General features: G+C 44.6%; 18 protein-coding genes. 11 read left to right on the forward strand and 7 right to left on the reverse strand.

What is annotated here, in order from left to right:
- The first annotated feature begins 158 nt into the window (after nt 1-158).
- On the forward strand, nt 159-1001 hold the full coding sequence (locus HC752_RS03995; RefSeq protein WP_101112717.1) for a class I fructose-bisphosphate aldolase: 843 nt from the start codon (nt 159-161) through the stop codon (nt 999-1001).
- 115 nt (nt 1002-1116) lie between these two features.
- Here the strand turns inward: HC752_RS03995 and HC752_RS04000 are convergent, their stop codons facing one another.
- Nucleotides 1117-2511, reverse strand: coding sequence for an FAD-binding oxidoreductase (locus HC752_RS04000; RefSeq protein ID WP_190333828.1), 1395 nt, complete (start codon nt 2509-2511; stop codon nt 1117-1119).
- Between the two features lie 428 nt (nt 2512-2939).
- Here HC752_RS04000 and HC752_RS04005 point away from each other — a divergent pair, with 428 nt between their 5' ends.
- From HC752_RS04005 to HC752_RS04025, 5 genes are all read left to right on the forward strand, one after another.
- Entirely contained in the window at nt 2940-4001 is a 1062-nt protein-coding gene (locus tag HC752_RS04005) for a substrate-binding domain-containing protein (RefSeq protein WP_101112713.1), read from the forward strand.
- 113 nt (nt 4002-4114) lie between these two features.
- Entirely contained in the window at nt 4115-5641 is a 1527-nt protein-coding gene (locus tag HC752_RS04010; protein ID WP_190333829.1) for an ATP-binding cassette domain-containing protein, read from the forward strand.
- A gap of 52 nt (nt 5642-5693) precedes the next feature.
- Nucleotides 5694-6701, forward strand: a complete 1008-nt coding sequence (locus HC752_RS04015) for an ABC transporter permease (protein WP_101112709.1) — start codon at nt 5694-5696, stop codon at nt 6699-6701.
- Nucleotides 6702-6711: 10 nt separating this feature from the next.
- The gene (locus HC752_RS04020) at nt 6712-7701 is read left to right on the forward strand and encodes an aldo/keto reductase (protein WP_190333830.1); all 990 of its coding nucleotides are present in this window, start codon (nt 6712-6714) and stop codon (nt 7699-7701) included.
- Nucleotides 7702-7901: 200 nt separating this feature from the next.
- Nucleotides 7902-13325 carry an NPCBM/NEW2 domain-containing protein gene (locus HC752_RS04025; protein WP_190333831.1) on the forward strand — a complete coding sequence of 1808 codons (5424 nt, stop codon included), beginning with the start codon at nt 7902-7904 and terminating at the stop codon, nt 13323-13325.
- Nucleotides 13326-13462: 137 nt separating this feature from the next.
- Here HC752_RS04025 and HC752_RS04030 read toward each other — a convergent pair whose 3' ends face one another.
- Nucleotides 13463-16240, reverse strand: coding sequence for an insulinase family protein (locus HC752_RS04030; protein ID WP_190333832.1), 2778 nt, complete (start codon nt 16238-16240; stop codon nt 13463-13465).
- A gap of 235 nt (nt 16241-16475) precedes the next feature.
- On the opposite strand from HC752_RS04030, the gene sixA reads away from it, so the two are divergent.
- The gene (gene sixA, locus HC752_RS04035) at nt 16476-16940 is read left to right on the forward strand and encodes a phosphohistidine phosphatase SixA (RefSeq protein WP_190333833.1); all 465 of its coding nucleotides are present in this window, start codon (nt 16476-16478) and stop codon (nt 16938-16940) included.
- A gap of 23 nt (nt 16941-16963) precedes the next feature.
- On the opposite strand, the gene smrB is transcribed toward sixA, so the two are convergent.
- Nucleotides 16964-17494: an endonuclease SmrB gene (gene smrB / locus HC752_RS04040; RefSeq protein WP_190333834.1), complete on the reverse strand. Its 531-nt coding sequence runs from the start codon at nt 17492-17494 to the stop codon at nt 16964-16966.
- Nucleotides 17495-17549: 55 nt separating this feature from the next.
- On the opposite strand from smrB, the gene prmB reads away from it, so the two are divergent.
- The 4 genes from prmB (at nt 17550) to HC752_RS04060 (ending at nt 20776) form a co-directional block, all read left to right on the forward strand.
- On the forward strand, nt 17550-18482 hold the full coding sequence (gene prmB / locus HC752_RS04045) for a 50S ribosomal protein L3 N(5)-glutamine methyltransferase (RefSeq protein WP_190333835.1): 933 nt from the start codon (nt 17550-17552) through the stop codon (nt 18480-18482).
- A 197-nt stretch (nt 18483-18679) separates the two neighbouring features.
- Nucleotides 18680-19765, forward strand: coding sequence for a chorismate synthase (aroC, locus tag HC752_RS04050; RefSeq protein ID WP_190333836.1), 1086 nt, complete (start codon nt 18680-18682; stop codon nt 19763-19765).
- A gap of 190 nt (nt 19766-19955) precedes the next feature.
- A complete protein-coding gene (locus HC752_RS04055) occupies nt 19956-20486 on the forward strand; it encodes an elongation factor P hydroxylase (RefSeq protein WP_190333837.1) in 531 nt (176 codons plus the stop codon).
- 20 nt (nt 20487-20506) lie between these two features.
- Nucleotides 20507-20776: a YfcL family protein gene (locus HC752_RS04060; protein WP_190333838.1), complete on the forward strand. Its 270-nt coding sequence runs from the start codon at nt 20507-20509 to the stop codon at nt 20774-20776.
- A gap of 105 nt (nt 20777-20881) precedes the next feature.
- On the opposite strand, the gene HC752_RS04065 is transcribed toward HC752_RS04060, so the two are convergent.
- The 4 genes from HC752_RS04065 to mnmC all read right to left on the reverse strand — a co-directional run bounded on the left by HC752_RS04065 (nt 20882) and on the right by mnmC (nt 24274).
- Nucleotides 20882-21067 (reverse strand): GNAT family N-acetyltransferase, encoded by a 186-nt coding sequence (locus HC752_RS04065; RefSeq protein ID WP_190333839.1) that lies wholly within the window; start codon nt 21065-21067, stop codon nt 20882-20884.
- A 23-nt stretch (nt 21068-21090) separates the two neighbouring features.
- On the reverse strand, nt 21091-21228 hold the full coding sequence (locus tag HC752_RS04070) for a hypothetical protein (protein WP_190333840.1): 138 nt from the start codon (nt 21226-21228) through the stop codon (nt 21091-21093).
- Between the two features lie 35 nt (nt 21229-21263).
- On the reverse strand, nt 21264-22103 hold the full coding sequence (locus tag HC752_RS04075; RefSeq protein ID WP_190333841.1) for a phytanoyl-CoA dioxygenase family protein: 840 nt from the start codon (nt 22101-22103) through the stop codon (nt 21264-21266).
- 158 nt (nt 22104-22261) lie between these two features.
- Entirely contained in the window at nt 22262-24274 is a 2013-nt protein-coding gene (mnmC, locus tag HC752_RS04080; protein ID WP_190333842.1) for a bifunctional tRNA (5-methylaminomethyl-2-thiouridine)(34)-methyltransferase MnmD/FAD-dependent 5-carboxymethylaminomethyl-2-thiouridine(34) oxidoreductase MnmC, read from the reverse strand.
- Between the last annotated feature and the right edge of the window lie 95 nt (nt 24275-24369).

Consider the following 24369-nt stretch of genomic DNA (forward strand, 5'->3'; position numbering starts at 1 on the left):
TAACATCGTGCTGTTCTCAAGCTTCACACTTTGCTTATGTGCTCGTGCACCATATTTATTTCTTTTTTAACTTTTGTGTAGCATTATTGTTGACATTATACTACATAAAGCTACATAGTGCTTTATGTGACAGATGAAAGAAAACATAAGGAAGTGTTATGGAAGGGAAAACTATTCGTCTCAACAGAATGTTTGAGAACAAGAAAGCGGTCTTTGCAGCGTTAGTTAACAGTATGTACCTGGGACCACAGCCAGGTATTACATCAGATAGTGAGTTCAGGAGAATTCTACTTGAACTATCGAAGAATGGCTTAACAGGGGCAATGCTCTCACCAGGGTACATAAAACAATACTCTAGTCTATTGGGGCACAGACATTCTCCGGCAGTAATCATGTCGGTGGGGTGGACGGACAAATGGCGGAATGCCGAACTGTTGGGGCATGATGGGTTCAAGGGACAGCATGACTTTATCGCTAATGCTGAGCAAGCCGCTGCTTACGGCGCTGATGCGGTGCACGATTATGTCTTTCTTGGATCGAGTAACCCCGCTGATGATGTCGCTGAAATGAAACGCCTAGGTACGCTAGTCCGGGAGTCTGAGCGTCTTGGACTTCCCGTATTATGTGAGCCTTTAGCTCGAGGTACAAATGTTGCTGACGGTGAACAAAATAAACCGGAGTTTGTTGCTCTGGCGGCTCGCATGGCTGCCGAAGCGGGGGCGGATATTGTTAAAGTCGAATATACAGGGGATCCCGAGTCATTTAAGACCGTCGTCGACTCAACACCGGTTCCTACGGTGATGATGGGCGGGGCAACGCGAAGCAGTTTCTTAGACTTTCTTGTGAGTTTGGAAAGTGCGATGACGGCAGGATGTTCAGGGGTGGCTGTAGGACGAAACCTCTATTTGCATGAACGTCCAGCCGATGCGATACGGGCGATTACCGACGTGATATGTCAGGGCAAAGCGGCAGCGGATGCTGCTAAAGAATATAATTTGTAGGGTACTTTGCTTCCTCAGTTAAGAGGTTTTGGCGTCTTCTAGGCGCCTTTTTTGAACCTAAAAAAATCCACCTCTACGTAAGGGTGGATTCAATGTGTTTAGTGGTTAAATTCGATTAACCAAGAAGCATTCGACAGAATAGAACATTGTTAGGATCAAGTTTTTCTTTGATTTGCTTATGGATAAAGCCTACATCCGTTTCCATGTAATGACTTGAACGTTCAGAGCCAACTCCGTGGTGATGAGCTAACGTACCTTTATGTGCTTTTACAATGGTTGCCATTTTATCTTGGCAATGACGCCAAATACTCATGGCTTCGGAATCGCAGCTTTCCTCTATAAAGAAAAGTGCATACATACAGGCACCTGTTTGATAGGCGTGAGAGAAGTGAGTATAGAACTGCTCTACTCTATCATTAAAGGCATCTTCTAAGGCTAAAGCACAATCTGAAGCTTGATTCCAAGGCAAGGTTACTTCTACGGTATCGAACATCTTCCCATCGATAACATTGCGATCTCTCATCATGGTTTCACACTGGTAACGATTGATAAACCAAGTGTCTGAAACATCGTCAGACAGTATTGTCCCTCCGATATTGGTCACTTTCTTTCTTGCTTCGATGGTAAGCGCTGAGAGAGATTCTTCTGGCGCGATGACAGAGAAAGTTAACAAAGCAAAATCGTCTTTTGGAACTCCTTTAGAAATAGACTCGGTAATATGGTTGGTTTCAGCGATATTGTATGCGCGAAGCAATCCGATAGGGAACCCGCCTTGAACCAATTGACGCTGTGCTTCAATAGCGTTTTCGTAGTTGTCAAACGCGACTGATGTAAATGAGGTTGGCAGTTTTCTGTGAACTTCTAGAGTGACGGATGTAATGACTGCAAAACTGCCTTCTGATCCGATAAGAAGCTTAATTAAATCAAGCCCTCCGGGGGGTCTTGCACTGGGAGTCGCCGTTATGACTTCGCCGGTTGCAAGGACGGCTTCCAATCCAATAACTGCATGCTCAATACCACCATAGTAGGTAGACGATGAGCCTGTTGCTCGAGTATTAATCCAACCACCCACTGTAGATATAAAAAGTGATTGAGGGTATTGACCAAGTTCAAAGCCCCACTGTTCCATCGTTTTGAGAAGATCACCACCATAAACACCAGCACCGACCGTGATTTGGTTGGTTAAACGCTCTACAGGTTGAATGGAATTTAGGTTTTCCGTTGATAGGTAAACGTTAGGACCGCCTTCAAAACTACCCACGACGTTAGAGTGTCCCCCTAATACTGAAACTTGGATATTAAGTTTGTTGGCGAGTTTAAGAATAGTAGAAACATCATTTGAATTATCTGGCTTGAAAATCAAAATGTTTGAATTTTGTTTTTTTTCTTTAAAGTACCTAGGCCAATGTTCTTCAGGGTCCAAATCCTTGGTGTTTAGAACGTCATAATCAATCTTTTCGATTTGATTCGTTTCTAAAGCATTTAGAACCTCTTCAATTGTCTTCTCCATACTTTTTTACTCCACTTCATTTATGTCCATATATGAGGGTTGTATACCCACACCTCTAACTCATCTAGAGTTCCTGTTTTATTTTTTAGCATTATGTAGTTTTGTGTTCAAGTTCTTTTGGCTTTATTGAGTTTTTAATACTAGTCTAGTGACGATTGTTAATGCATTGCATGGTAAGTTATGCCTGTTTTATCATTTATTACTAGTTTTATAATCTATTAATTTGTATTAATTGTGGTCATATATTCCATTTGTTATCGATATGTTGGATTTGTAATTCTTTTTTCACTTCTTGTGCGATTTGAACTTGTAAAACGACATTATGCTAATTATTGTGGTGTTTAGATGTTGGGTTGTGTGGTTTGGTGTTTAGTTAGTGCACTTCCATATAGCTAAATCAAGGAAGACGATGTTCAAGGAGAACTGAAATGAGTTTTACAAGAGAAAAAGAAAGTCTATTCAAGCGAGGGGTAAAGAGAGCGGCAGTCTCTGTTCTTACAGCTTGTATCGCATTTTCGACGGTTGCAGCAGAGAAAGAAGCCAACGGTTTTGTAGGTGATCCCGAAGAAACTTACTACATGAATGTTTTTGTATCGGGCGTTGAATATTGGTTCCCTGTGTATGAAATGATGAAGCAGGCAGGGAAAAAGCTGGGTGTTAAAACTGTTTACACAGGTACACCAGAATATGACGTAAACAAGCAGCTCGCGTCTTTCGAACAAATCCTTGCGCGCAAACCTGCGGGTATCCTGCTGGCACCGATTAACCCTGACCCTTTTGTGGAGCCGATTAAACGAGCCAGAGAAATGGGCATTCCGGTCGTTACTTTTGGTGCCGACTCTCCAAATAGCGAACGTACTGCTTATGTTACTTCAGATAATGAACGTGAAGGGATCTATGCAGCGGATGCGATTGCCGAAGATATGGGAGGAAAAGGTGAATATGCCGTTCTAGAAAATCCTGGGCAAGATAATCACGATAAACGTGTAGCGGCATTTATTGGTCGAATGGAAGAAAAGTGGCCCGACATGAAACTTGTTACGCGCGCCGCAAGTAATCAAGATCCAACCAAAGCTTACAACGCCTTGCTAACGATGTCTCAAGCGCACCCAAATCTTGGTGCTGTATTTATGCCAGAAGCGAATTCGGCAATGGGGGCTGCGCAAGCAGCAAAAGAGCTAGGAAAAGGCATTCGAGTCTTTAATTGCGATATCAACGCAAAAGTTTTAGACATGATCAAAAACGAAGAAATCTTCGGTGCTCTTAACCCGAACCAGGGGGTTCAAGGGTTTATGGGAATGACATTGCTCTTCTTAGCGAAACACTCTGAGCTCATCGATCCGATGAATGACCATGTAGCCAAAGGCATCAACCCAATGCAAGTGCCTTATGTCGACAATGGATTCTCTATTGTAACAAAAGAAAATGCAGAACATTTTTATTGGGATACGTACATGAAGCGAAGAGAGTCCAAGGGTGTAAGAGACTAGCTCGCGTCAGCTTAAGAGGAAAGGGGGCGGAGCGGCGTGCTCCCTTATTCCAACCTTTGGCTTACGACAATAATAAAGACGAAGATCTATCTGTTTGCTGTAGGAGAGTTGTTGTGGATGGAAATGAAGTCCTAGAATTGAAGAATATCACCAAGAGATTCGGACCAACCGTAGCTTTATCAAACGTTAACTTTTCGTTAGCTAAGGGCGAAGTTCATGCGTTGTGCGGTGAGAATGGCGCTGGCAAGTCCACGTTAATGAAAGTGATCAATGGTATCTATCAACCTGATAGTGGGACCATTCTAGTAAAAAACAAAAGCGTTCATATTGATAGCCCACGTAAAGCCAAAGCGTTAGGCGTGAATTTCGTTCATCAAGAAATTGCACTTTGCCCTGACGTCACGGTGGCTGAGAATGTATTCATGTGTGGTGCTGAAAAAGGTGAAAAGTGGCGAATTAATTATTCAGAAATAAATAAAAAAACGCTCGATATCTTATCACAATTGATGCCCATTCAACCCGACATTAAAGTAAAAGATCTGGGTATATCGACACAACAAATCATTGAAATCGCTAAAGCACTCACAGAAGAGTGTGATGTTTTAATTTTAGATGAGCCTACCGCAGCACTGACTGAAAAAGAATCGGAAGCACTATCTAATATTATTCTGGATTTAAAAAGTCGTGGTGTAAGTATTATCTATATTAGTCATAGAATGGCTGAAGTGTTCGATTTTTGCGATCGAGTGACCGTATTAAGAGATGGAGAATACATCTGTACTAAGGAAATAAAAAACACCTCACCAGAAGATGTCGTAAATAATATGGTAGGAAGAAAAATAAATGATCTCTACCCACCTAAAAGTAATGAAGTCAAATCAAATGAAACACCCATTCTGTCGGTAGAAAACCTTTGTGATAAAGAACGGTTCAACAATGTTAGCTTTCAGCTTTATGAAGGTGAAATATTAGGAGTGGCAGGGCTGATTGGTTCGGGGCGAAGTGAGCTTATACAAACCTTATGTGGCTTGCGCCCTAAACAGTCAGCGAATATAACATTGGAAGGGAAAAAGATTCAGTTTAAATCTTATGATGACAGCTTGAATAACAAAGTAGTTTATTTGTCTGAAGACCGTAAGCAAGAAGGTGTGTATCTCGATATGTCTATTCGAGAAAATATCTCTGTTTTGGGGCTCAATAATTTAAGAAAGAGTTTCGGTAGAATAGATAAACAAAAAGAAATAAAACAAGCTGAATCACTATCAAAAGTACTTACCGTAAAATATAGAGATATTGAGCAGCTGACAAGAGAACTCAGCGGTGGCAACCAGCAAAAAATTGCCATTGCTCGAATGTTAGCAATAGAACCGAAAATAATTATTATGGATGAGCCAACAAGAGGAATTGATGTTGGAGCAAAACATGAAATTCACGCATTACTTCGAAAACTAGCCAATCAAGGTGTCGGTATTATTATTATTTCTTCTGAATTACCAGAAATAATTGGAGTGAGTGACCGAGTCATAGTTATGTATGAGAATTGTATATCGGGTGAATTAAATAGTGACGACGTTACAGAAGAAAATATCATTCGGTTGGCATCTGGATTAAATATTGAAAGTGAGGTGAAAGTCGGATGATGGTATTAAAATTTGACGGCTTTAACCGCAAGGATTGAATCAGGATAAAAATATGAAAACGGAATTTATAAATAACTCAGGAATGACTGAGAAAGTAGAACATAAAGGATTACTTCCACTGATCTCAAGGTTTGCTGGGGCGCGTGAAGCAGCACTGGTTGCCATTATCGTTATTCTGTTCGTGGTGATGAGTTTTGCTTCTCCTTACTTCCTCACATGGGCGAACATGCGTGCCATGCTTCTTTCTTTTTCAACGGAAGGCTTGGTCGTTGTCGGAATGACCATACTGCTTATCGTTGGCGGGTTCGACCTATCTGTCGGTGCCGTGATGTGCTTATCTATGGTGATAGCCGGTAAGCTTTTCCTCTTAGGCATGGACCCATGGGTGGCGAGTTTGGTTGCGATTGCAGCCTGTGCTGGCATCGGGAGCATTATGGGTGTTTGTGTGACCAAGGTTGGCTTAAGCCATTTTATGACAACACTTGCCTTTTTGGGGATAGCGCGAGGGCTGTGCTTTGTTATAACCGAAGGATCTCCATTATCGCTGTATAGCTTGCCGCCCGAGTTTAAGTTTATTGGTCAAGGAGATGTGTTTGGTTTGCCATTTTCAGTGATCATATTCATAGCGGTTATTTTCCTGTCCGACTATATGCTCAGAAATATGTTGATGTTTAGAAGGGTCTACTATACGGGGAGTAACGAAAAAGCCGCGTTATATTCCGGTATTCGAACTGACCGCATCAAGTTTTGGACGACCGTATTGTGCTCCTCAATGGCAGGTCTTGCGGGCATCATTTTTATGTCTAAGTTTGGCGGAGCGACACCAACGTTCGGTGTTGGGCTTGAACTCAATGTTATCGCTGCCGCTGTAATTGGCGGGGCGAGTTTAAACGGCGGTGCAGGAACGATTTTTGGCGCTATTTTGGGTATCGCGCTTCTTTCTATTGTGTCTTCGTCTCTTATTTTGCTCAACGTCCCCGTGTACTGGCAGGAGCTGATTAGAGGATTGATTTTATTATCAGCGATTGCGATTGACCACGTCATTCAATCTAAAAAATAAGGAGCCCGTGATGCAGTACAGAAAAATTGGTCGTTCAGATATCTCTGCTTCCGCGGTTGTCCTTGGTACCTGGGGGATTGGTGGCGGTTCTATATGGGGGAAAGAAGCGGATGAAAAGGAGCTGATTAATACGATTCATGCTGCGTTGTCTTCAGGGATCAACTTTATTGACACGGCTCCAGGTTATGGCTTTGGTGAGTCAGAAAGGATTATTGGAAAAGCCATTAGAAAGCGTCGAGATGAAATTGTCGTGGCAACAAAATGTGGATTGGTATGGGATTGGGAAGGAACCGAGCACTTTTCTACTGATGGAAAGACGCTAAGGCGAAACTTGTCGCCAGAGAGTATCCGCCGTGAAGTAGAAGAAAGCTTGAAGCGTTTGAACACAGATTATCTGGATCTTTATCAAGTACATTGGCCGTCGAATGCGCCTTATCAGACACCAATCGAAGAAACGCTCGAATGCTTGGTGGGACTCAAGCAAGAAGGAAAGATAAGAGCTATTGGTGTGAGTAATTTATCTGAAGAAGAAACATTAGCGTATTGCAAAGGCAATCAAATTGATACCAATCAGATTCGCTACAGCATGCTCTGGGAGAAAGACGCAAGAGCCACCGTAAACCAAAACCAGAGTTTGGGGATGTCTACCATGGCGTACCAAGCGATGGAGCAAGGGCTACTTTCTGGGAAAGTAACGATGGACACCCAATTTGATGCCAATGATATTCGCAATGTGGATGCTTGGAACCCTTGGTTCGTTAAAGAAAAACGTGCTCAAGTGTTACAGCAAATGGAAGCATGGAAGCCGTTGCTAGATAAGTACAGTTGCACCATGGCACAGCTTATTGTCGCTGCTACTAGTCAGGTATCGGGAATTGATTTTGTGTTGTGTGGCGCGCGATCGGTTGGGCATGCCGAGCAAAATGCGAAGGCAGGATCGTTGAATATTGATAAGGAAGATGCAAATACCATGTTGTCACAATTGAATGCATTGAGTTGAAATTTCGAAGGGGCACTTTAACTGGTTGTATTTACGAAAATAGTAAAAAGCTATTGTAAGAACACTTGTCCCTGAAAGTTTCAATTCACCAAATTTAAGACGTCTTGGCTGGGTAAATGTCGCACATAGATTCGAAACACTTGGTTGGAGTGTTCAATTAAATATATGTGTATTTTAGTTTTAGACACAAGGACGCAGTCATGAAAACACAGGGACATTTAAAGCGTTTACTTATAGCTACAAAGCACGTTCAAAAAGGTGCAGTCGCAGCTTTGTCATCCTTTTTTATCTTAAACCCGGTTCAGGCAAATGGACCGGGTTTAGGCAATCCAAATTTTTCATCTAATGATGTCTATACACATGTATCGCCGTTAATTGATGATACGACGGGGTTTATCCCACCTGATTATCCTGGTCGGGCTCATTATGGGCTCAATATGTTAACGATGGTCAATGGGTATGCGGTTGGCGTGTTTGCGCCAGATCATGGTCAAGATCCGGGAGGGTGGATTGCCCTTGATGTTTCTGACCCAATAAATCCCGTTAAGGTTAAACAAGTTTACGAGCCTGATGGTACAAATATTCATCGCACAGGCGACGCCATTCGAACCCAAGATTTTACAGAAGCTCATTCTTTAGGTTTGTCTGAAGGCAACCTTATCGTCACTCACAATTCCCGCAGTATTGAAATCTGGGATTGGTCAGATGTAAATAATCCTGTGCGGCGCTCGAAGTTAACATTCCCAGATATCATATTGGGCGGATACAGCAATATACCTTGGAATGTTTTCTGGCAAGCGCCTTACCTTTATGTCGCTCGAGGAACTTCGGGTATCTCCATTGTTGATACAACGGACGTTGATAACCCTATTTTGGTAAAAACGATCCCGCGTTCTGAATTAGGCGGCTTTGTTGTCGGCTCTGTACTGGCGTTAGGTAATGAACTGCATTTGGCGAGCCGTGAAGACCGAGGCGGTTTTTCGATTCTTAATATTGATGATCCACTTAACCCGGAACTAACGAAGGTCGTAAACAATCTTCCTTATAACTTCTACATCAGTTGTTGGGATGGGAAATACGCGAATTTTGGGCCACGATCTTCCGCGAACAATTTAGTGACGTACGATACCACGACCACGCCAATGACTTTGGTTAATGAGCATGAAGGAGAATACGTCAATCTGTATTGTAATGGGCAAGACAATAAATTGTTTCTTGGGAACCAAGAAGATGTTGCTGTCATTGATGTTTCAGACAAACAGAATTTTGTCGATTTAGGTAAAGGCAGTTTAAATGCGAGCGGAAGTGACACGGATCATGGCCAAGTTTTCCCTTTTGGTAACATGGTGTGGGTAGGGAATGATCACGGGAGCGGAAGCGGATTTTTGGCTCACAACGAGGGAAGGGATTTAACGCCGCCTCAAATAATTAGAACGTTACCAGCACACGACGACACCAATGTATCTCCCACCACCCGTATTGGGCTAGCGCTTTCAGACAGCGTTTTGATGGACTCTGTGACTGATTTAACCTTTCAAGTTATTCCGGCAGGCTCAGTGGCACCTATTGATGGCACGTACAGCGTCAATTTGGGTTTTGTGCATTTTTCGCCAAGCGCGCCGCTGGGAGGGAATCAAATCTATCAAGTCGTTGTAAATGGCATTAAAGACTTTACCGGTAATGCTATGCCTGAAGTTCGCTATAGCTTCTCCACAGGTAATGTGGCATCGCACGATGTGACTGTTTCTTTTCCTAATACTGTCGAAGTAGGTGGTTACGTAAATGCGGCTGCCAATGCCAGTCCGATTTTTGGAGGCACCTTAGAATATTCGTGGAATTTGGGCGACGGAACCCCTCCAACGCCATTCAGTTCAAGCAACACAATTTCTCATCAGTATGATAAAGCCGGGCATTGGTCTCCAATTGTCACTGTACGGGAAAGTGGTTTTACTTCGAGCGAAAGTGAAAGTTTAACGGTTCATTACCCCATATCGGCAAATCCCCCGAGTCATTCATCGACCATTGTGGGTTCTGCAAATCGTGTTTTCGTAGTAAATCCTGATAACGACACTGTATCCGCGGTTTCGGCTGTTGCGCCTTTTCAAAAACTCTGGGAAAGAGCGGTAATGCAAGGGCCAAAATCGCTCGCTACTGCGCCAAATGGCAATATATGGGTTGTGAGTGAAAAGAGCGATACGGTTCATATTTTGTCGGCTGCTAATGGCTCCGTCTTAGACATCATACGGCTGACCCGCGGTGCTCGCCCTAATGGAATAGCGTTTACGCCGGATGGGACGAGTGCGTTAGTTTCTCTCTATGGCTTAGGGGAGCTCATTAAAATTGATCCTAATACTCAAAATGTTATTGGTCGAATTGATATCGGTCACTCGGCTCGTGGCATTGCGATAACATCTGATTCAAATAAGGCTCTGGTTACTCGATTTATATCTCTTCAAGAGAAGGCTGACGTTGCCGAAATTGATGTCAATTCGATGACTTTGGTTCAGAACATCTCGTTAAACAAAGATACCTCTACGATTGATGGACCCGACCGTAGCCGCGGAATTGCCAACTATCTTAACAGCGTAACAATCTCACCAGACGAGAAATACGCTTGGCTTCCATCTAACAAGGCGAACGTAGACAGAGGGACATTTAAGGAGTCCGACCCAAATAAAGGGTTAACGTTCGAAACCACAGTACGGGCAATCGTTTCCCAAATTGACATGGCGACGCTGAATGAGGTGCCAGCTAGACAACTTGATATCGACAATAACGCACAACCAAAGGCAGCTGTTTTCAGCCCGCTGGGTGATTATTCTTATGTTGCAATGGAAGGGCGAAGCAACGTAGAAGTGTTGGATGCATACACGGGAGACGTTGTATCTCAACTGGGTGGTCATGGTCTCGCACCGAATGGTTTGGTGAGAGTAGGCAATTATCTTTTTGTTCATAATTTCTTATCTCGTTCGGTTTCTGTTTGGGATGTTAATGCGTTAGAGACCGTTCAAGGTGATGCGCGACATATCGCGGAGGTTGATGTGGTTGCGACGGAGAAATTATCGCCGAGGATCTTAGCAGGGAAACAATTGTTCCACGATGCAGCGAACCCACGAATGAATAAGGATGGGTACTTGTCATGTGCAAGTTGTCATGCGGATGGTGGTTCAGATGGTCGAAATTGGGACTTTACTGATCGAGGGGAAGGTGTTCGTAATACTATTCCGTTGACAGGACGGGCAGGGATGAACCATGGCAATGTTCATTGGACTGCTAATTTTGATGAAATTCAGGACTTTGAGAACGACATTCGTTTTGCATTTGAAGGGCGTGGGTTTATTCCTGATGCGTTATTTGAGGATGTTAAGAACCCTCTAGGTCTCGCCAAATCTGGTATCAGTACCGACTTAGATAACTTAGCGATTTATGTTTCAAGCTTAACGACATTTAATAAAAGCCCCTATCGAAATGCCGATGGAACTCTTACTGCAAGTGCACAGACTGGGCGATCTCTCTTCGTAAGCAAAAGCTGTGGTACCTGTCATTCTGGGAGCAACTTTACAGACAATAAACGCCATGATGTGGGCACCATCGACACATCGTCTGGAACGGGAATTGGGTCGCCACTCGCAGGGGTTGGGTTTGATACGCCAACACTTCTTGGGCTTGTAGATTCAGCGCCGTACTTCCATAACGGTAAAGCGGAAAGTCTAGATGACGTACTTCAGAGCACCGGCGTGCACTATATCGGTAACAAAACAGAGCGTGCTCACCTAGTCTCTTACTTGAAGCAGATAGAGTATGAAGGCTTAACCGTTGTTCCTTCCATTGATAACGATTTTGACTACGCCAGTGATCTACCTATTACATCCTCAAGTAACGGGTGGGGACCGGTTGAAATTGATCAAAGTGTCGGAGGTCAGGCAAGTAATGATGGAGGAAAACTTAGCGTTGGCGGTGTCACATTTGATAAAGGATTTGGTGCGCATGCTAACTCGGAAATTGTCTTAGATATCTCCGGTAAGCCTTACGACCAATTCAGTAGCTTTATTGGAATCGATGGCGGTGCGGGCTCGGCAGGTTCGGTGGTATTCGAAGTGTGGGTCGACGGTGTGCTCAAATACAGAAGTCATGTTCTAAGAGGTGGGGATCCTATTGAGTTTGTTGTTATTCCCCTTTCTGTCACAGCCGAAGAAATTAAGCTGATTGCAACGGATGCCGGTGATGGCATCGGGTATGATCACGCGAATTGGGCGGATGTAAAACTGCGATTGAATTCTCCTTCTTATGTTTTCGCAAGCGACTTAAATGAGCAAAGTGCCACAAATGGGTGGGGTCCACTAGAGAAAGACATGAGTGTCGGTTGGACGGAACTCGGAGACGGAGATGTTTTGTCTGTCGGTGGAACACGCTATGCAAGAGGGCTAGGAGCTCATGCGAATTCATCGATTGTGTATGACATTTCAGACTACGACTTTGAAGAGTTCAGCGCTGTTATTGGTATCGATGATAAGGCCGGTAATCGAGGCAGCGTCATCTACAAGGTGTACGTCGATGGTGTATTGAGCTACGAAAGCGGCGTAGTTAGAGGGAGCGATGAGAGTATCCAAATCAGTATTCCTCTAAGTAGTTCGCATAATGAAGTGCGTCTTGAAGCAACGGATGCTGGTGATGGTAACGGATATGACCACGCGAACTGGGCCGACGCTAAGTTTCGAGTTCGACAGGTAAGGCATGTTTATGCCAGTGATCTTCAAGCGGCGGAATCAACAAACGGTTGGGGACCTGTAGAAAAGGACATGAATGTTGGCCAGCAAGCGCTAGGTGATGGTCAGCCTATGTACATCGACGGTGAGTACTTTGCCAAAGGGTTGGGGGCACACGCAAACTCCCGAATAGTCTACGATCTTACCAGCCAGCCTTTTAGCGCATTTTCCGCAACGGTCGGTGTTGATGATGGAACGGGTAATGCTGGATCTGTTGTGTTTAAGGTGCTTGTTGATGGGAATGTTAGGTTTGATAGTGGACTCGTGAGAGGAAGTGACGAAAGCCTTGAGGTATTTGTTCCAATTGGCGACCAAGATACAAATATAGAGCTTATAGTGGAAGATGGTGGCGATGGAAATGGCTACGACTGGGCGGATTGGGGTAATGCCAAGTTTGTTCTTAGTGACCGAACTTACAGCTACGCGAGCGATTTAGTGGAAGTTTCTTCCACAAATGGATGGGGACCAATAGAAAAAGACATGAATGTAGGTCAACAAGCGCAAGGAGACGGTCAGCCAATATCCGTCGGTGGAAAGCAATATCCAAAAGGGCTTGGCTTACATGCAGAATCTGAAGTGGTTTACAGTCTGACGGGGGCAAACTTTGATAGATTCAGTGCGGTCGTAGGCGTGGATGATGGGACTGGCACGGGAGGCTCTGTTATTTTCCAAGTGTTTGTCGATGATGAATTGCGCTATCAAAGTGCACTTCTTACTGGCGGAAGCGCGCCTGAGAACGTCGACATCCCGATTAGCCCTGAAAACAGTGTCATCCGTTTAGTTTCCGGTTCGGGAGGTGATGGCATTGGCTACGATTGGGCGGATTGGGCCGATGCAAAATTCCGTCATGCGCAGTAAAGCCAACAAGAGTACTCGTCTGATTTACATGCTTGGTAGGTGAATTTTGGTAATTAGACGATTTTGGGACCGCAAGGGCGCGGTCCCCTTTTTGTTTTGCGAACTAAATATTTTGCGAACTAAATTTTTTAAGTGAGCTAACCAAGCTCCACGTCTCTTGGTCTCAACTGGAATTCTTCCACAGAGCCAATTTCTAACCCTTCATTCAAACAAGGATCATCTTGGTGTTCATTGCCTTTGCTGTGCATAATCAAGCGGTTCGCGGTGCGAGGTTTCAATACGCTGACGACGAAGCGAATCATTTCACTGCGAGTCAGTGTTTTTAGCTCTTCGAGTACTCTGTCTCTTTGATTGAATTGGTGATCTTTGTTACCAATCGCTACCCATAAACGCTGAGCTCGACCTCTTAAATTGTTATCAGGTGTTGCGATTTGGCTCCAGAGCCCTTTCTTACTGCTTTGCCATTGGTATTCGTTAAGCTCAAGCAGCACCATGTAAAACGCATTTAAGAATTCATCTATTGCAGAAAGCAAATCAATCGGTGCGGCATTGGGCGATTGTACGTACAGCACTAAACCGGGATGGCGGTTTAGAGGTAAATTCCCCGTTCCTACCATGTAACCAAGCTGCTGCTTCGTCCGAATTTCGTGGAAGAAAGTCGCCGACATCAAATGATTGGCTAAGGAATACAGTGCAATACTTCTCGGGTCAATTTCTGGCGATTGGTAGTAAATAACAATCGCAGAATCCGCTTGGTTGCACTGAACCTCACGCTGAAATGTGCCATTACTTCCTAGCATGACAAGAGGTCGCAATGACTCTTCGTAGCGTTGGTCTTTTACACGCAGTGCATTTTTGATGGTCTCGGCAAGTTCAATCGACTGAGATTGATTCCAGTCGCCATAGACAAACAATTCAACATGCAGTTCGTTCAAAATGGTGTCGACAAATGCTGGCAATTCCTCCATTTCAATGGATTCTAACGCCTCAATTAGCTCCGGATAAGGGGGGTTATTGGGTTGCAGAAGTCCGGTCATCGCATTAAATAACTGAGAAACTGGGCGATCTTTTGCGGCGTTTTTCCAATTGCGCAGCATTTGTTGTTTGATGGTATCGAAACGGCTAGAACGGAAATCTCGGTTTGCGAAACGGGTTAAAATAACACTGAGTAACTGAGGCTGCTTCTGGCTAAAACCACTGAGCGTTAACGTTACACCACCCTGATGCGCGTACATGTTATAGCCCATACCTGCTATTTCAGCTTGGTATGTTTCTTTTACTAAAGCGTCGAGGAACAGCTCAACGCATAACCGCGTTTGAACAATCTTTCGTGGTGTAGATACGGCATGAGGGCTATCAATGGCAAGATAGAGTACCCCTTTAGGGACTCTAAAATCTTTCTCTTGAAGGTGCCACAAACGAAAACCGGGGAGATCTTGTATCAATTTGGGTTTGGTTTCATTACCTTCCAACGCTTGTGGTGTCAGGTCATAGCATATGTATGGGTTGACTTCAGGCAGTGTTAGTTCAGGGTTAAGAGCAACCTCTTTCCAGCGGCTGGTTTGCTCATCTGTAAAGCGTTTCACAGAATAGGGTGTGTCATACCATTTTGCGACTTTGTTGCATTCCACACCTTTGGCGATCAACGTCAATCGCATATTGTCGACCGTGAAATATTTGGCAACCTTGCCAAGCAAAGCGGTATCAAAATGTGCCATCTTGTAATCACCATACACCACATCTTCTTCAGGGTAGTGGTGAAGGTTCATGACCAGATGGCTAACCAAATCGAGGGGTCTAGCGGCTTCTTGAAACTGGAATGCCGACTCTAGTACGGCTTGTTTTTCTTTATAGCGCCATTCATCAAAACCAGAATCAATAATTAACTTTATGTACGCAAATGTGGCTTCAACAATGTCATCTACGTGGTTCAAACCTTCTTGCGTTAAAGTGCAACTGACTGAAAATTCGCGGAAATTACTGCCGCTCATGCCGCCACCAGCGGCCAATCCATTGACCCAGCCAAGCTCTTTGAGGTAGAGCATTAAACTGCCTTCCCCTTCATAACCCAACAAGTGAGCAAAGTAGGAAAGAGGCTTCGATGCGTAATGTTGATCCATTGATGGCAAGGTGAAAGCGAGTACCAACTTACGAGTATCCTTTTCAGGTTCGACTTGGACGTAGCACGAAGGTAAGTCTGGATTCGTAAGCGGGACGGTCACCGTTTTGCCAAACAAGTGGTGGTTTGGGATTGGGGAAAACAACGCCTCTACCCAACTCTCTAATTCATCCAATTCTTGCGGGCCGACGATCGCAAGTGTCATGAGATCGGCAGAGTAGTGTGCGTCATAGAAGTTGATGATTTCGTCACGAATTGAGCTTCCTTCCCTATCGGATAAGGTGTCTGCATTGCCCACCGAAAATTTGGAAAAAGGATGCTCGGGGTTGACCACCTCTTTATGTACTTGAAAGAGCCGCCGCATATCGTCTTTCAATTTCAAACGATATTCAGACTCCACTGCCTGACGTTCTTTTTCCAAAGAATCTGGATTAAACAGAGGGGCAATGAAGAATTGGCTAAAGCGTTTTAAACTGCGCTCGAATGCATTCGGTGACACATCAAAAAAGTAACATGTGTGTTCTGTGCCCGTCCACGCGTTATTATTCCCACCATGTTGGCTAATAAAAGCTTGAAATTCGCCTGTCTTCGGGTATTTTTCTGTGCCCAAAAACAGCATATGTTCAAGATAATGAGCCAACCCTTCTCTGTCTGAAGGATCGTCGAAATGCCCGACATTAACAGCCAATGCGGCTGCCGATTTTTGGGCATGTTCATCACGAACGATGAGAACTCTTAAGCCGTTGTTTAATTGAGTATAACGATATTGGTTGTTGTCGTTGGGGCTCAGGTACACAAGTGTGTCTCCGTTATAGCTATTGAGTTAATTATGACTGGGTAAGTGCGAGCTGCAAACCAAAAGCTGTCATTTTTTAATAGATTGTTAACGAAGTCAGAGTCTTTGGGCATTGACTTGATATAATTAAAGAGTTGTTCACTTCAATTTATTGAAGCGTGCCGCCCCGTAATAAATCGAAACAAAAACAAAGAAGCCGATAAAAGTGGTTCGGCATACAAACGGGTACAACCGAATGAAAATATTTATTATGCGTCACGGAGAGGCGGAAACCTTCGCCAACAGTGATGCTGAAAGAGCCCTGACTTCTCGTGGAGTCAATCAATCTGTTTTGGTCGCCAAGGCCTGTGCCGAACAAGGTGAAGCAGAGTTTAATAAAGTATTAGTGAGCCCCTATTTGCGTGCTCAGCAAACGTGGAACGCCATCAAACAATACTTAACCGCCACCGATCAAGAAACCTGTGACGACATTACGCCTTACGGCAAGTCCGATGATGTGTTCGAATACATTTGCGCTGCCGCTCAGGTGCAGGATCTTGAGTCAGTCTTATTGGTTTCACACTTGCCGCTCGTCGGTTATCTGACGTCGGAGTTTGTGTCGGATATGGCACCCCCTATGTTTCCTACGTCGGGCTTGGTGTGCATAGATTTTGACCTAGAGAAGAGAAAGGGTGAAATGCTTTGGCATATTCACCCTTAAGATCTTCTGCTGTTTGGTCGGAACTATTTATCTGGAATACTGAGTAAGACTAACAGTGCGCCATCGCCACCAAATTCTAATGGAGCTTGGTGGTAGGCCATCACATCTGGGTGTTGTGCCAGCCAGATTGGCACTTTTTGCTTCAATATATGCTTGCCGATACCGTGCATCACACAAGCACAGTGCACGTTTTCCTTTATGCAATGAGAGATCATTGCGCCCAGTTCGCGTTTGGCTTCTTGTTGTGTCATACCATGCATATCCAAATACACATCAGGTACGTATACGCCACGACGCAATCTCTTTACTTCGAATTTCGATACATCAGAACGCGCATAACGAGTCGGTCCCTCTTCGTCTAGGTGAGGGACAAACTCATCCGAGAAGAAAAATTCATTATCGGATGCTTCTCGCTTTATTCTTACCGCTTCTTTCTGTTTTGAGTTTCTGTTTGGCTGCTGGACTATGGTATCCTGTTGCAACTTTTTTACGCCCTTTACTGCGTCTCGAAACAGGTCAAAGCCGTCATCCTTATCGTTGTCGTTCTGGCTCATGAGACTCTTAAAAAATTTGGAATATGCAGTATTGTAGCGCTTTTCGGAGGCAAATTTGGATAAGATTTTTGTAGATGAAGCGGTTTCTGAACTTCATTCGCTTCAAGATATGATTCGTTGGACAGTCAGTCGCTTTAATGCCGCCAGTCTTTTTTATGGTCATGGCACAGATAACGCTTGGGATGAAGCGGTTCAACTCATATTACCGACACTCTACTTGCCCATCGATGTGCCTTCTCATGTACTGAATTCCCGTTTAACCAGCAGTGAACGATATCGTATTGTTGAGCGAGTGGTAAAACGCATTAATGATCGAACCCCCACCGCCTATTTAACCAATAAAGCTTGGTTCTGCGGATTGGAGTTCTTTGTCGATGAGCGTGTGCTGGTGCCTCGCTCCCCTATTGGTGAATTGATTGAAGCTCAGTTCCAACCATGGTTGGTGGAAGAACCAACACGTATTATGGATTTGTGCACAGGTAGCGGCTGCATTGCGATTGCGTGTGCTCATGCTTTCCCAGACGCAGAAGTGGATGCCATCGATATTTCTTCCGGTGCTTTAGAAGTCGCAGAACAAAATGTCCAAGATCATGGCATGGAGCAACAAGTTTTCCCCATTCGATCTGACTTATTCCGTGATCTTCCAAAGGACAAATACAACCTGATTGTTTCTAATCCTCCTTATGTGGATCAAGAAGACATGAACAGCTTGCCAGAAGAGTTCACCCACGAGCCGGAACTCGGCTTGGCAGCAGGGACGGATGGTTTGAAATTGGTCCGACGCATTCTAGCGAATGCACCGGATTACTTAACCGACGATGGCATTCTGATTTGCGAAGTTGGTAACTCCATGATTCACCTGATCAATCAGTATCCAGATATGCCATTCACATGGATTGATTTTGAAAATGGCGGTCATGGCGTATTTATGCTCACAAGAGCGCAAATGCTTGAGTACGCAGAAGAATTTGCTATTTATAAAGATTAACCGCGACGGTTAATACTTTGACTCAACATGAGAAACGCCAGTACAACACTGGCGTTTTTTTTATTTTTTCTAACAAGGGGTTTACAACGCTTGCCTATAAAGCGACTATGAAATCACGAAAAATGACAGGTTTGAGTGAAAGACAGGGATGAAGCCTTTAAAAAGAGGTGAAATGTCTTTCAAAACAGAGGAAGTAAATGGCAGGAAACAGCATTGGACAACATTTTCGTGTAACGACATTCGGTGAAAGCCACGGTTTGGCGTTGGGTTGTATCATCGACGGATGCCCTCCGGGTTTAGAGCTCAGTGAAGCCGACCTGCAAGTGGATTTAGATCGCCGCCGTCCGGGTACGTCTCGTTATACCACTCAACGACGTGAACCCGATGAAGTGAAAATACTGTCAGGTGTTTTTGAAGGTCAGACAACGGGCACGTCTATTGGTCTATTGATCGAAAATACCGATCAACGTTCAAAAGATTACTCAGAAATCAAAGACAAGTTTCGCCCAGGTCATGCGGATTATACGTATCATCAAAAATACGGTGTTCGCGATTACCGAGGAGGAGGGCGATCGTCTGCTCGTGAAACGGCAATGCGCGTTGCAGCGGGAGCGGTGGCGAAAAAATACCTTAAGAAAGAATTTGGTGTGGAGGTTCGTGCCTACCTATCTCAAATGGGTGACGTGAAGATTGATAAAGTCGATTGGAACGAAATTGAAAACAATCCATTCTTCTGCCCTGATGTCGATAAGATTGAAGCGTTTGATCAATTGATCCGATACCTCAAGAAAGAGGGCGATTCTATTGGCGCTAAAATTCAAGTCGTGGCCACGCAAGTTCCAGTCGGTCTCGGCGAGCCGATTTTCGATCGCTTGGATGCCGATATTGCGCACGCGTTGATGAGCATTAATGCGGTGAAAGGTGTCGAAATTGGCGATGGGTTTGAGGTTGTAAACCAAAAAGGCAGCGAGCATCGCGATCCACTCACACCGCAAGGGTTTTCCAGTAACCATTCTGGTGGCATTTTAGGCGGGATCTCAACGGGTCAAGATGTGGTTGCCAACATTGCGCTTAAGCCGACGTCAAGCATTACCGTTCCAGGGGAAACCATTACTCGAAAAGGTGAGCCGACCCAGTTGATTACGAAGGGGCGCCATGACCCTTGTGTCGGTATCCGTGCCGTACCCATTGCAGAAGCCATGCTAGCCATCGTTTTGTTGGATCATTTACTTCGCCATCGTGGGCAAAACCACGGAGTGACAACAGAAACGCCTAAGATTTAATCCGATATTGAAACGAATTCAGCGCTCTTTGTTAGAGCGCTTTTTTATTGCCTAGCCGTCCTATTAGAACACGTTAGGCAGTAGGATGGTTCTTTGAGGTCAGATGAATGGTGAGTGAGGTGTAAATTAGGTTTACAAAAGAGAAATTCCAAGGAAAATGTGCGCTAGAAAGTGATAACTGCAAAGCCTTATGTCTCATCAATATACCGATCTTATCAATATATTTAATCGCACCTTCTATGCCGACTTTAATACGAAGTTGGAACTGGGCGGTGACGAGCCGATTTACTTGCCTGCCGATCAGGAAAAAGACTACCACCGGATTGTATTTGCGCGTGGTTTTTACGCTTCGGCGATGCATGAGATTGCTCATTGGATGGTGGCGGGACCGGAACGTCGTCTTAAAGAGGATTTTGGTTATTGGTATGAGCCAGATGGCCGAACCGAAGCGGTGCAAGCGGAGTTTGAACGAGTAGAGCGGCGTCCGCAAGCGTATGAGTGGATTTTGTCACAGAGTGCAGGCTTTCCTTTTACGGTCAGTTGTGACAATCTACACGGCGATTTTGAGCCAGATAGACTGGGCTTTATGAACTCAGTACATAAAGAAGTGCTAGCGATTCTCGAACGTGGATTATCGCCACGAATGAAAAGCCTATCTGATGCATTGCGCCATTTCTATAAAACCGATTCTCTTCACCCTGACCAGTTTCAAGTGAAGTAACAGTGAAATAAGAGACCAGAATGATCCTAGAGTACGAAGAAAAAATGCTGGAATTGATTGATTCCAAAGTAGAAACGGCATCTGACGATGAACTATTTGCTGGGGGTTACTTAAGAGGTCATATTTCATTATCGGCGGCGGCATGTGAAGCGGCGGGTGAAACGGAAATTACGGATCTCACCGTACGTATCGAAGAAAGCCTAGAAGGGGCGAGATCGGAACTCACTCCTGCTGATCGCATTATTGTCAGTGAGCTTTGGCAACAGCTACATAAATTATTGCTGAACTGAACCTAGCTTCGTACAGGCTATTTTCAAAAACGCATTGAGTCTTACAGGGCATAAACCCTACATTTTGATAAAACTGGTGCGTTTCCTTTCTTGTTTCATTGCATCTCACTCGCCACTTCCCAGTATGGCATGCTCAATAAGAGACTTTCCTATGCCTAGTTGCCTTGCTGATGGGCAAACAACAATGCCTCCTATTTCGTAATAGCTCTCGGAAGCCAATCGCAGTGCTTGGAAGCAATGAAGCCAACCGGCAATGCGCTTTTGTCGTTTTGAGTTTTCTTTTTCTGCCACAAAAACCCAATGTTCGTTACTGTCTAAGGTTCGTTACTGTCTAAGAGCGCCTTTAAGCGTGAATAGGCGTCGCTTTTGCTGGATTCTTCGTATTTTAAATGAACAGAAAGAGAGAGGATGGCATCCAAATCCTCTAGCCTAGCTTCTCGTAGGATAAGCATCGGTTTCTCCTTCAATAAAATTGAGCTCAAAAAGTTTAGTCGAATCCGCGAAGCGGAAGCAAAATGGTCTGCAGCCAGTTTTCTTTGGCGTAGTGGGCATGCCCGTCTGTCACATGCAAAGTAAAAGCTTGCCTCGATTTTGCAGAGCGATTGGGAGCACTGTAATGAGGCAGTAGCCCTTGAAAAATAATTAAGCTGCCCGCTTTGACCTCTACGGGAACACCGCTTTGTTCGGTGGGCCATGGTGTATTATCAAGCTTAACCATGCTCACGCTATCCCCATCTCGATTAAACCGCTCTCGAAGCGGTCCCGTGTGACCTTTTGGCTCCACCCACAGGCAGCCGTTTTCCAATGTGGCATCTTCTATAGCAAACCAGTAGGTGGTGACGCTTTGTGGTGTTGTGAAGAAAAACGTAGCATCTTGGTGCCAATTCACCACCCCCCCAATTTTGGGTTGTTTGAAAATGTACATGGACTGACGGATTTGAGGTTCGCCTATACCGATATCGTTAGCGATATCTCCAAGAACGGGCAGGTGGCTGAATTCACGAAATATAGGGTCGAGTTCATGCAAAGCATGACCAATTTTATTGATGCACAACGCTTTCTGCTCAATCAATTGACCGCTTTTATCGAACGCTTCTTCTTCAAAAAAACAGCGAATTTTTTCCGCTGAGTCGAGAAAATAGTTGTCCCCAGTTCGATCATTGTCATTCGTAGTGAAAATCGATGTGGTGGTCCTATCGGGCTTCCATTTTTCAACAATCTTAGCGGCCCGCTGCTTCAATTCGTTCAACGTTTCTAGGGGAATCATTTGGTCAAGAACCAAGTAGCCCTGTTCATGATACTGCAAAATTTGTTGCTGACTTAGCATGGATAAACTCCAAAATTTCGCCTATTGGATGCTTAATATAGAGGCTAGGTGGTTAATTGTAAAAGTAATGTTAACTTATGTGTGACGTTGATAGATAAGAAAATAAGGCGCTAAAATCGCCTTATTTTTATGGTTGGAAGGGTGCGGGGTGAAGAAGCTTATAAACTGTTGATGTTCTTGCCCTTACGTAACCTTCTGACCCACATTCGTGAGGGATGCAGTTCATTCAATGTATCCACAGAAAAAGGCATAGGATCTTGGCAAATCTGAGAAGCCAATAGCTCACCCAGTAGTGGGGCAGAACTTAACCCTCTAGAGCCTAATCCAACCATACAATATAGGTCGGGATATACTGGGAGTTCAATCACATCATTTTCGTTTTGATCGCGCAGGTTCGCGTATTCGGTTACGATTCTATCGTAGCGACCAACGGAGCCGACAAAGGGTAAGTGATCTCGTGAAACACAGCGAATGCCTTGTCGAGATTCGCCTGATGAGACATCGACATCTCGAGTCCAAGTTTGATCCGGTACACAGTTACGCAGCTTTTTGGCATTTTCATTCTGGGCGATTTGGTCAAACTCTTTGTTTATGTTGACGCGATCATAACTTGCGCCAATGCAGTGCTTCATATTGTTTGGGTTATGTGGTGTCAGATACCCGTCGTAACACAAAACAGTCTGGAGTTTCTGAAGGTTTTCTGTCGTTGGAATGTGACTCACTTGTCCTTTGACAGGGGAGGCTGGGATCGCCTCTGATTGCGCAAACTGACTGAACAGATGACCGTTCGCAATAATGGCGACTTGATGAGTAAAGGTCCCTTTTTTTGAATGCAGAGTCCAACCGCCCTCTATTTCCTCGAGACTTTGAATCTCGGTGTCATACAAACAGGTTAAGTGACCACTTTCTTCCAGCTCTCGAAGGAGTTCTGTCGTGAATTGTTGAGGGCACAACCAACCTCCCAACGGATAATGAACACTTTCCATGTCAAACGTAAGCCCTGTTTTTTCGCACGTTTGGTTTTTATCTAATTGATGAACCAGTTGATGGGCAAAATCACCTTGCAGCATTTTTCTGAGTTTGGCTTCTGCTTTTTCATTCCATGCCAGCTGGGTGACGCCACACCATTCATGATCAAACTCAAGTGTTGTATTCATTTGCTCCACAAATTGCCTAGCGTATAAAAAGGCAGGGGCGAAAACACGAGAAACGCCCGTGTGTGTGTCATTGAGCAAGGGATAGACGGCGCCTTGTTGATTGCCAGACGCTTGCTGGGCTGGGGATGAATCTTTGCAATACAGCGTCGTTTTGATTCCACGTCGCGCCAAGCTTTTCGCTAGAGTGGCACTGGCAATACCGCCGCCAATGATTGCGATGTCTTGAACATTGCGAGTTCCCGAACGATGAAACCATGGTTTGATGTTGGTTGCTGGCGCTTTTTGTTCAATAGCGCCCACAATCATATCGCGCTTGGTTCCAAAGCCTTTGACCTTTTTCATAGAAAATCCGGCTTCGATTAGCCCACGGCGCACAAACCCAGCGGCGGTGAAGGTGGCGCAGGTACAATTTTGTTTTGCTAGCTTGGCCATGCTGTTAAACAGCGCTTGATTCCACATCTCTGGGTTTTTACTCGGGGCAAAACCATCAAGAAACCAAGCGTCGACTAGGCCTGTCTTGGGTGTGGGTACGCTGGGCATGCAGTCTTTAATGTCGCCGAACCACAAATCCAGTGTTACGGCACCATCTGCAAGCACGATTCTATGGCAGTCTGGTACGGCTATTGGGTAGTATCTATGAAGTTGTTCTGCGTATTCTGCCAGTTCTGGCCAAGATTGATGTGCTTTTTGGAGGTCATTTAGAGTCACCGGAAACTTTTCGAAGCTGATAAAGTGCAACTCTTTAAGCGGTGCATCTGGGTTGGTTTTTCTGAAGGCATCAAACCATTGCCACAGCGCTAAAAAGTTTAAGCCCGTTCCAAAGCCTGTTTCCGAGACAACAAATCGCCTATCTGTCCACTCGTTCCAGCGCTCAGGCAATCGATTTTGTGTTAAGAAGACATAACGGGTTTCTTCCAGTCCATTGACATTGGAAAAATAAACATCATCGAATTGATCAGACACAGGGGTCCCGGCTTCATTCCAGCCTAGAACTGCGTTCTTAATGGTCGTCATAGTGGTATGATCTTGGGTAAATGTGTGAGTCTATCGCGGATTGTACGTATTTCTGGGAAAGCTGACCACTTTTGTGTGGCAACTTGGTTATTATT

It is taken from the genome of Vibrio sp. S9_S30, assembly GCF_014694455.1.
In the GTDB taxonomy this organism is placed as follows: domain Bacteria; phylum Pseudomonadota; class Gammaproteobacteria; order Enterobacterales; family Vibrionaceae; genus Vibrio.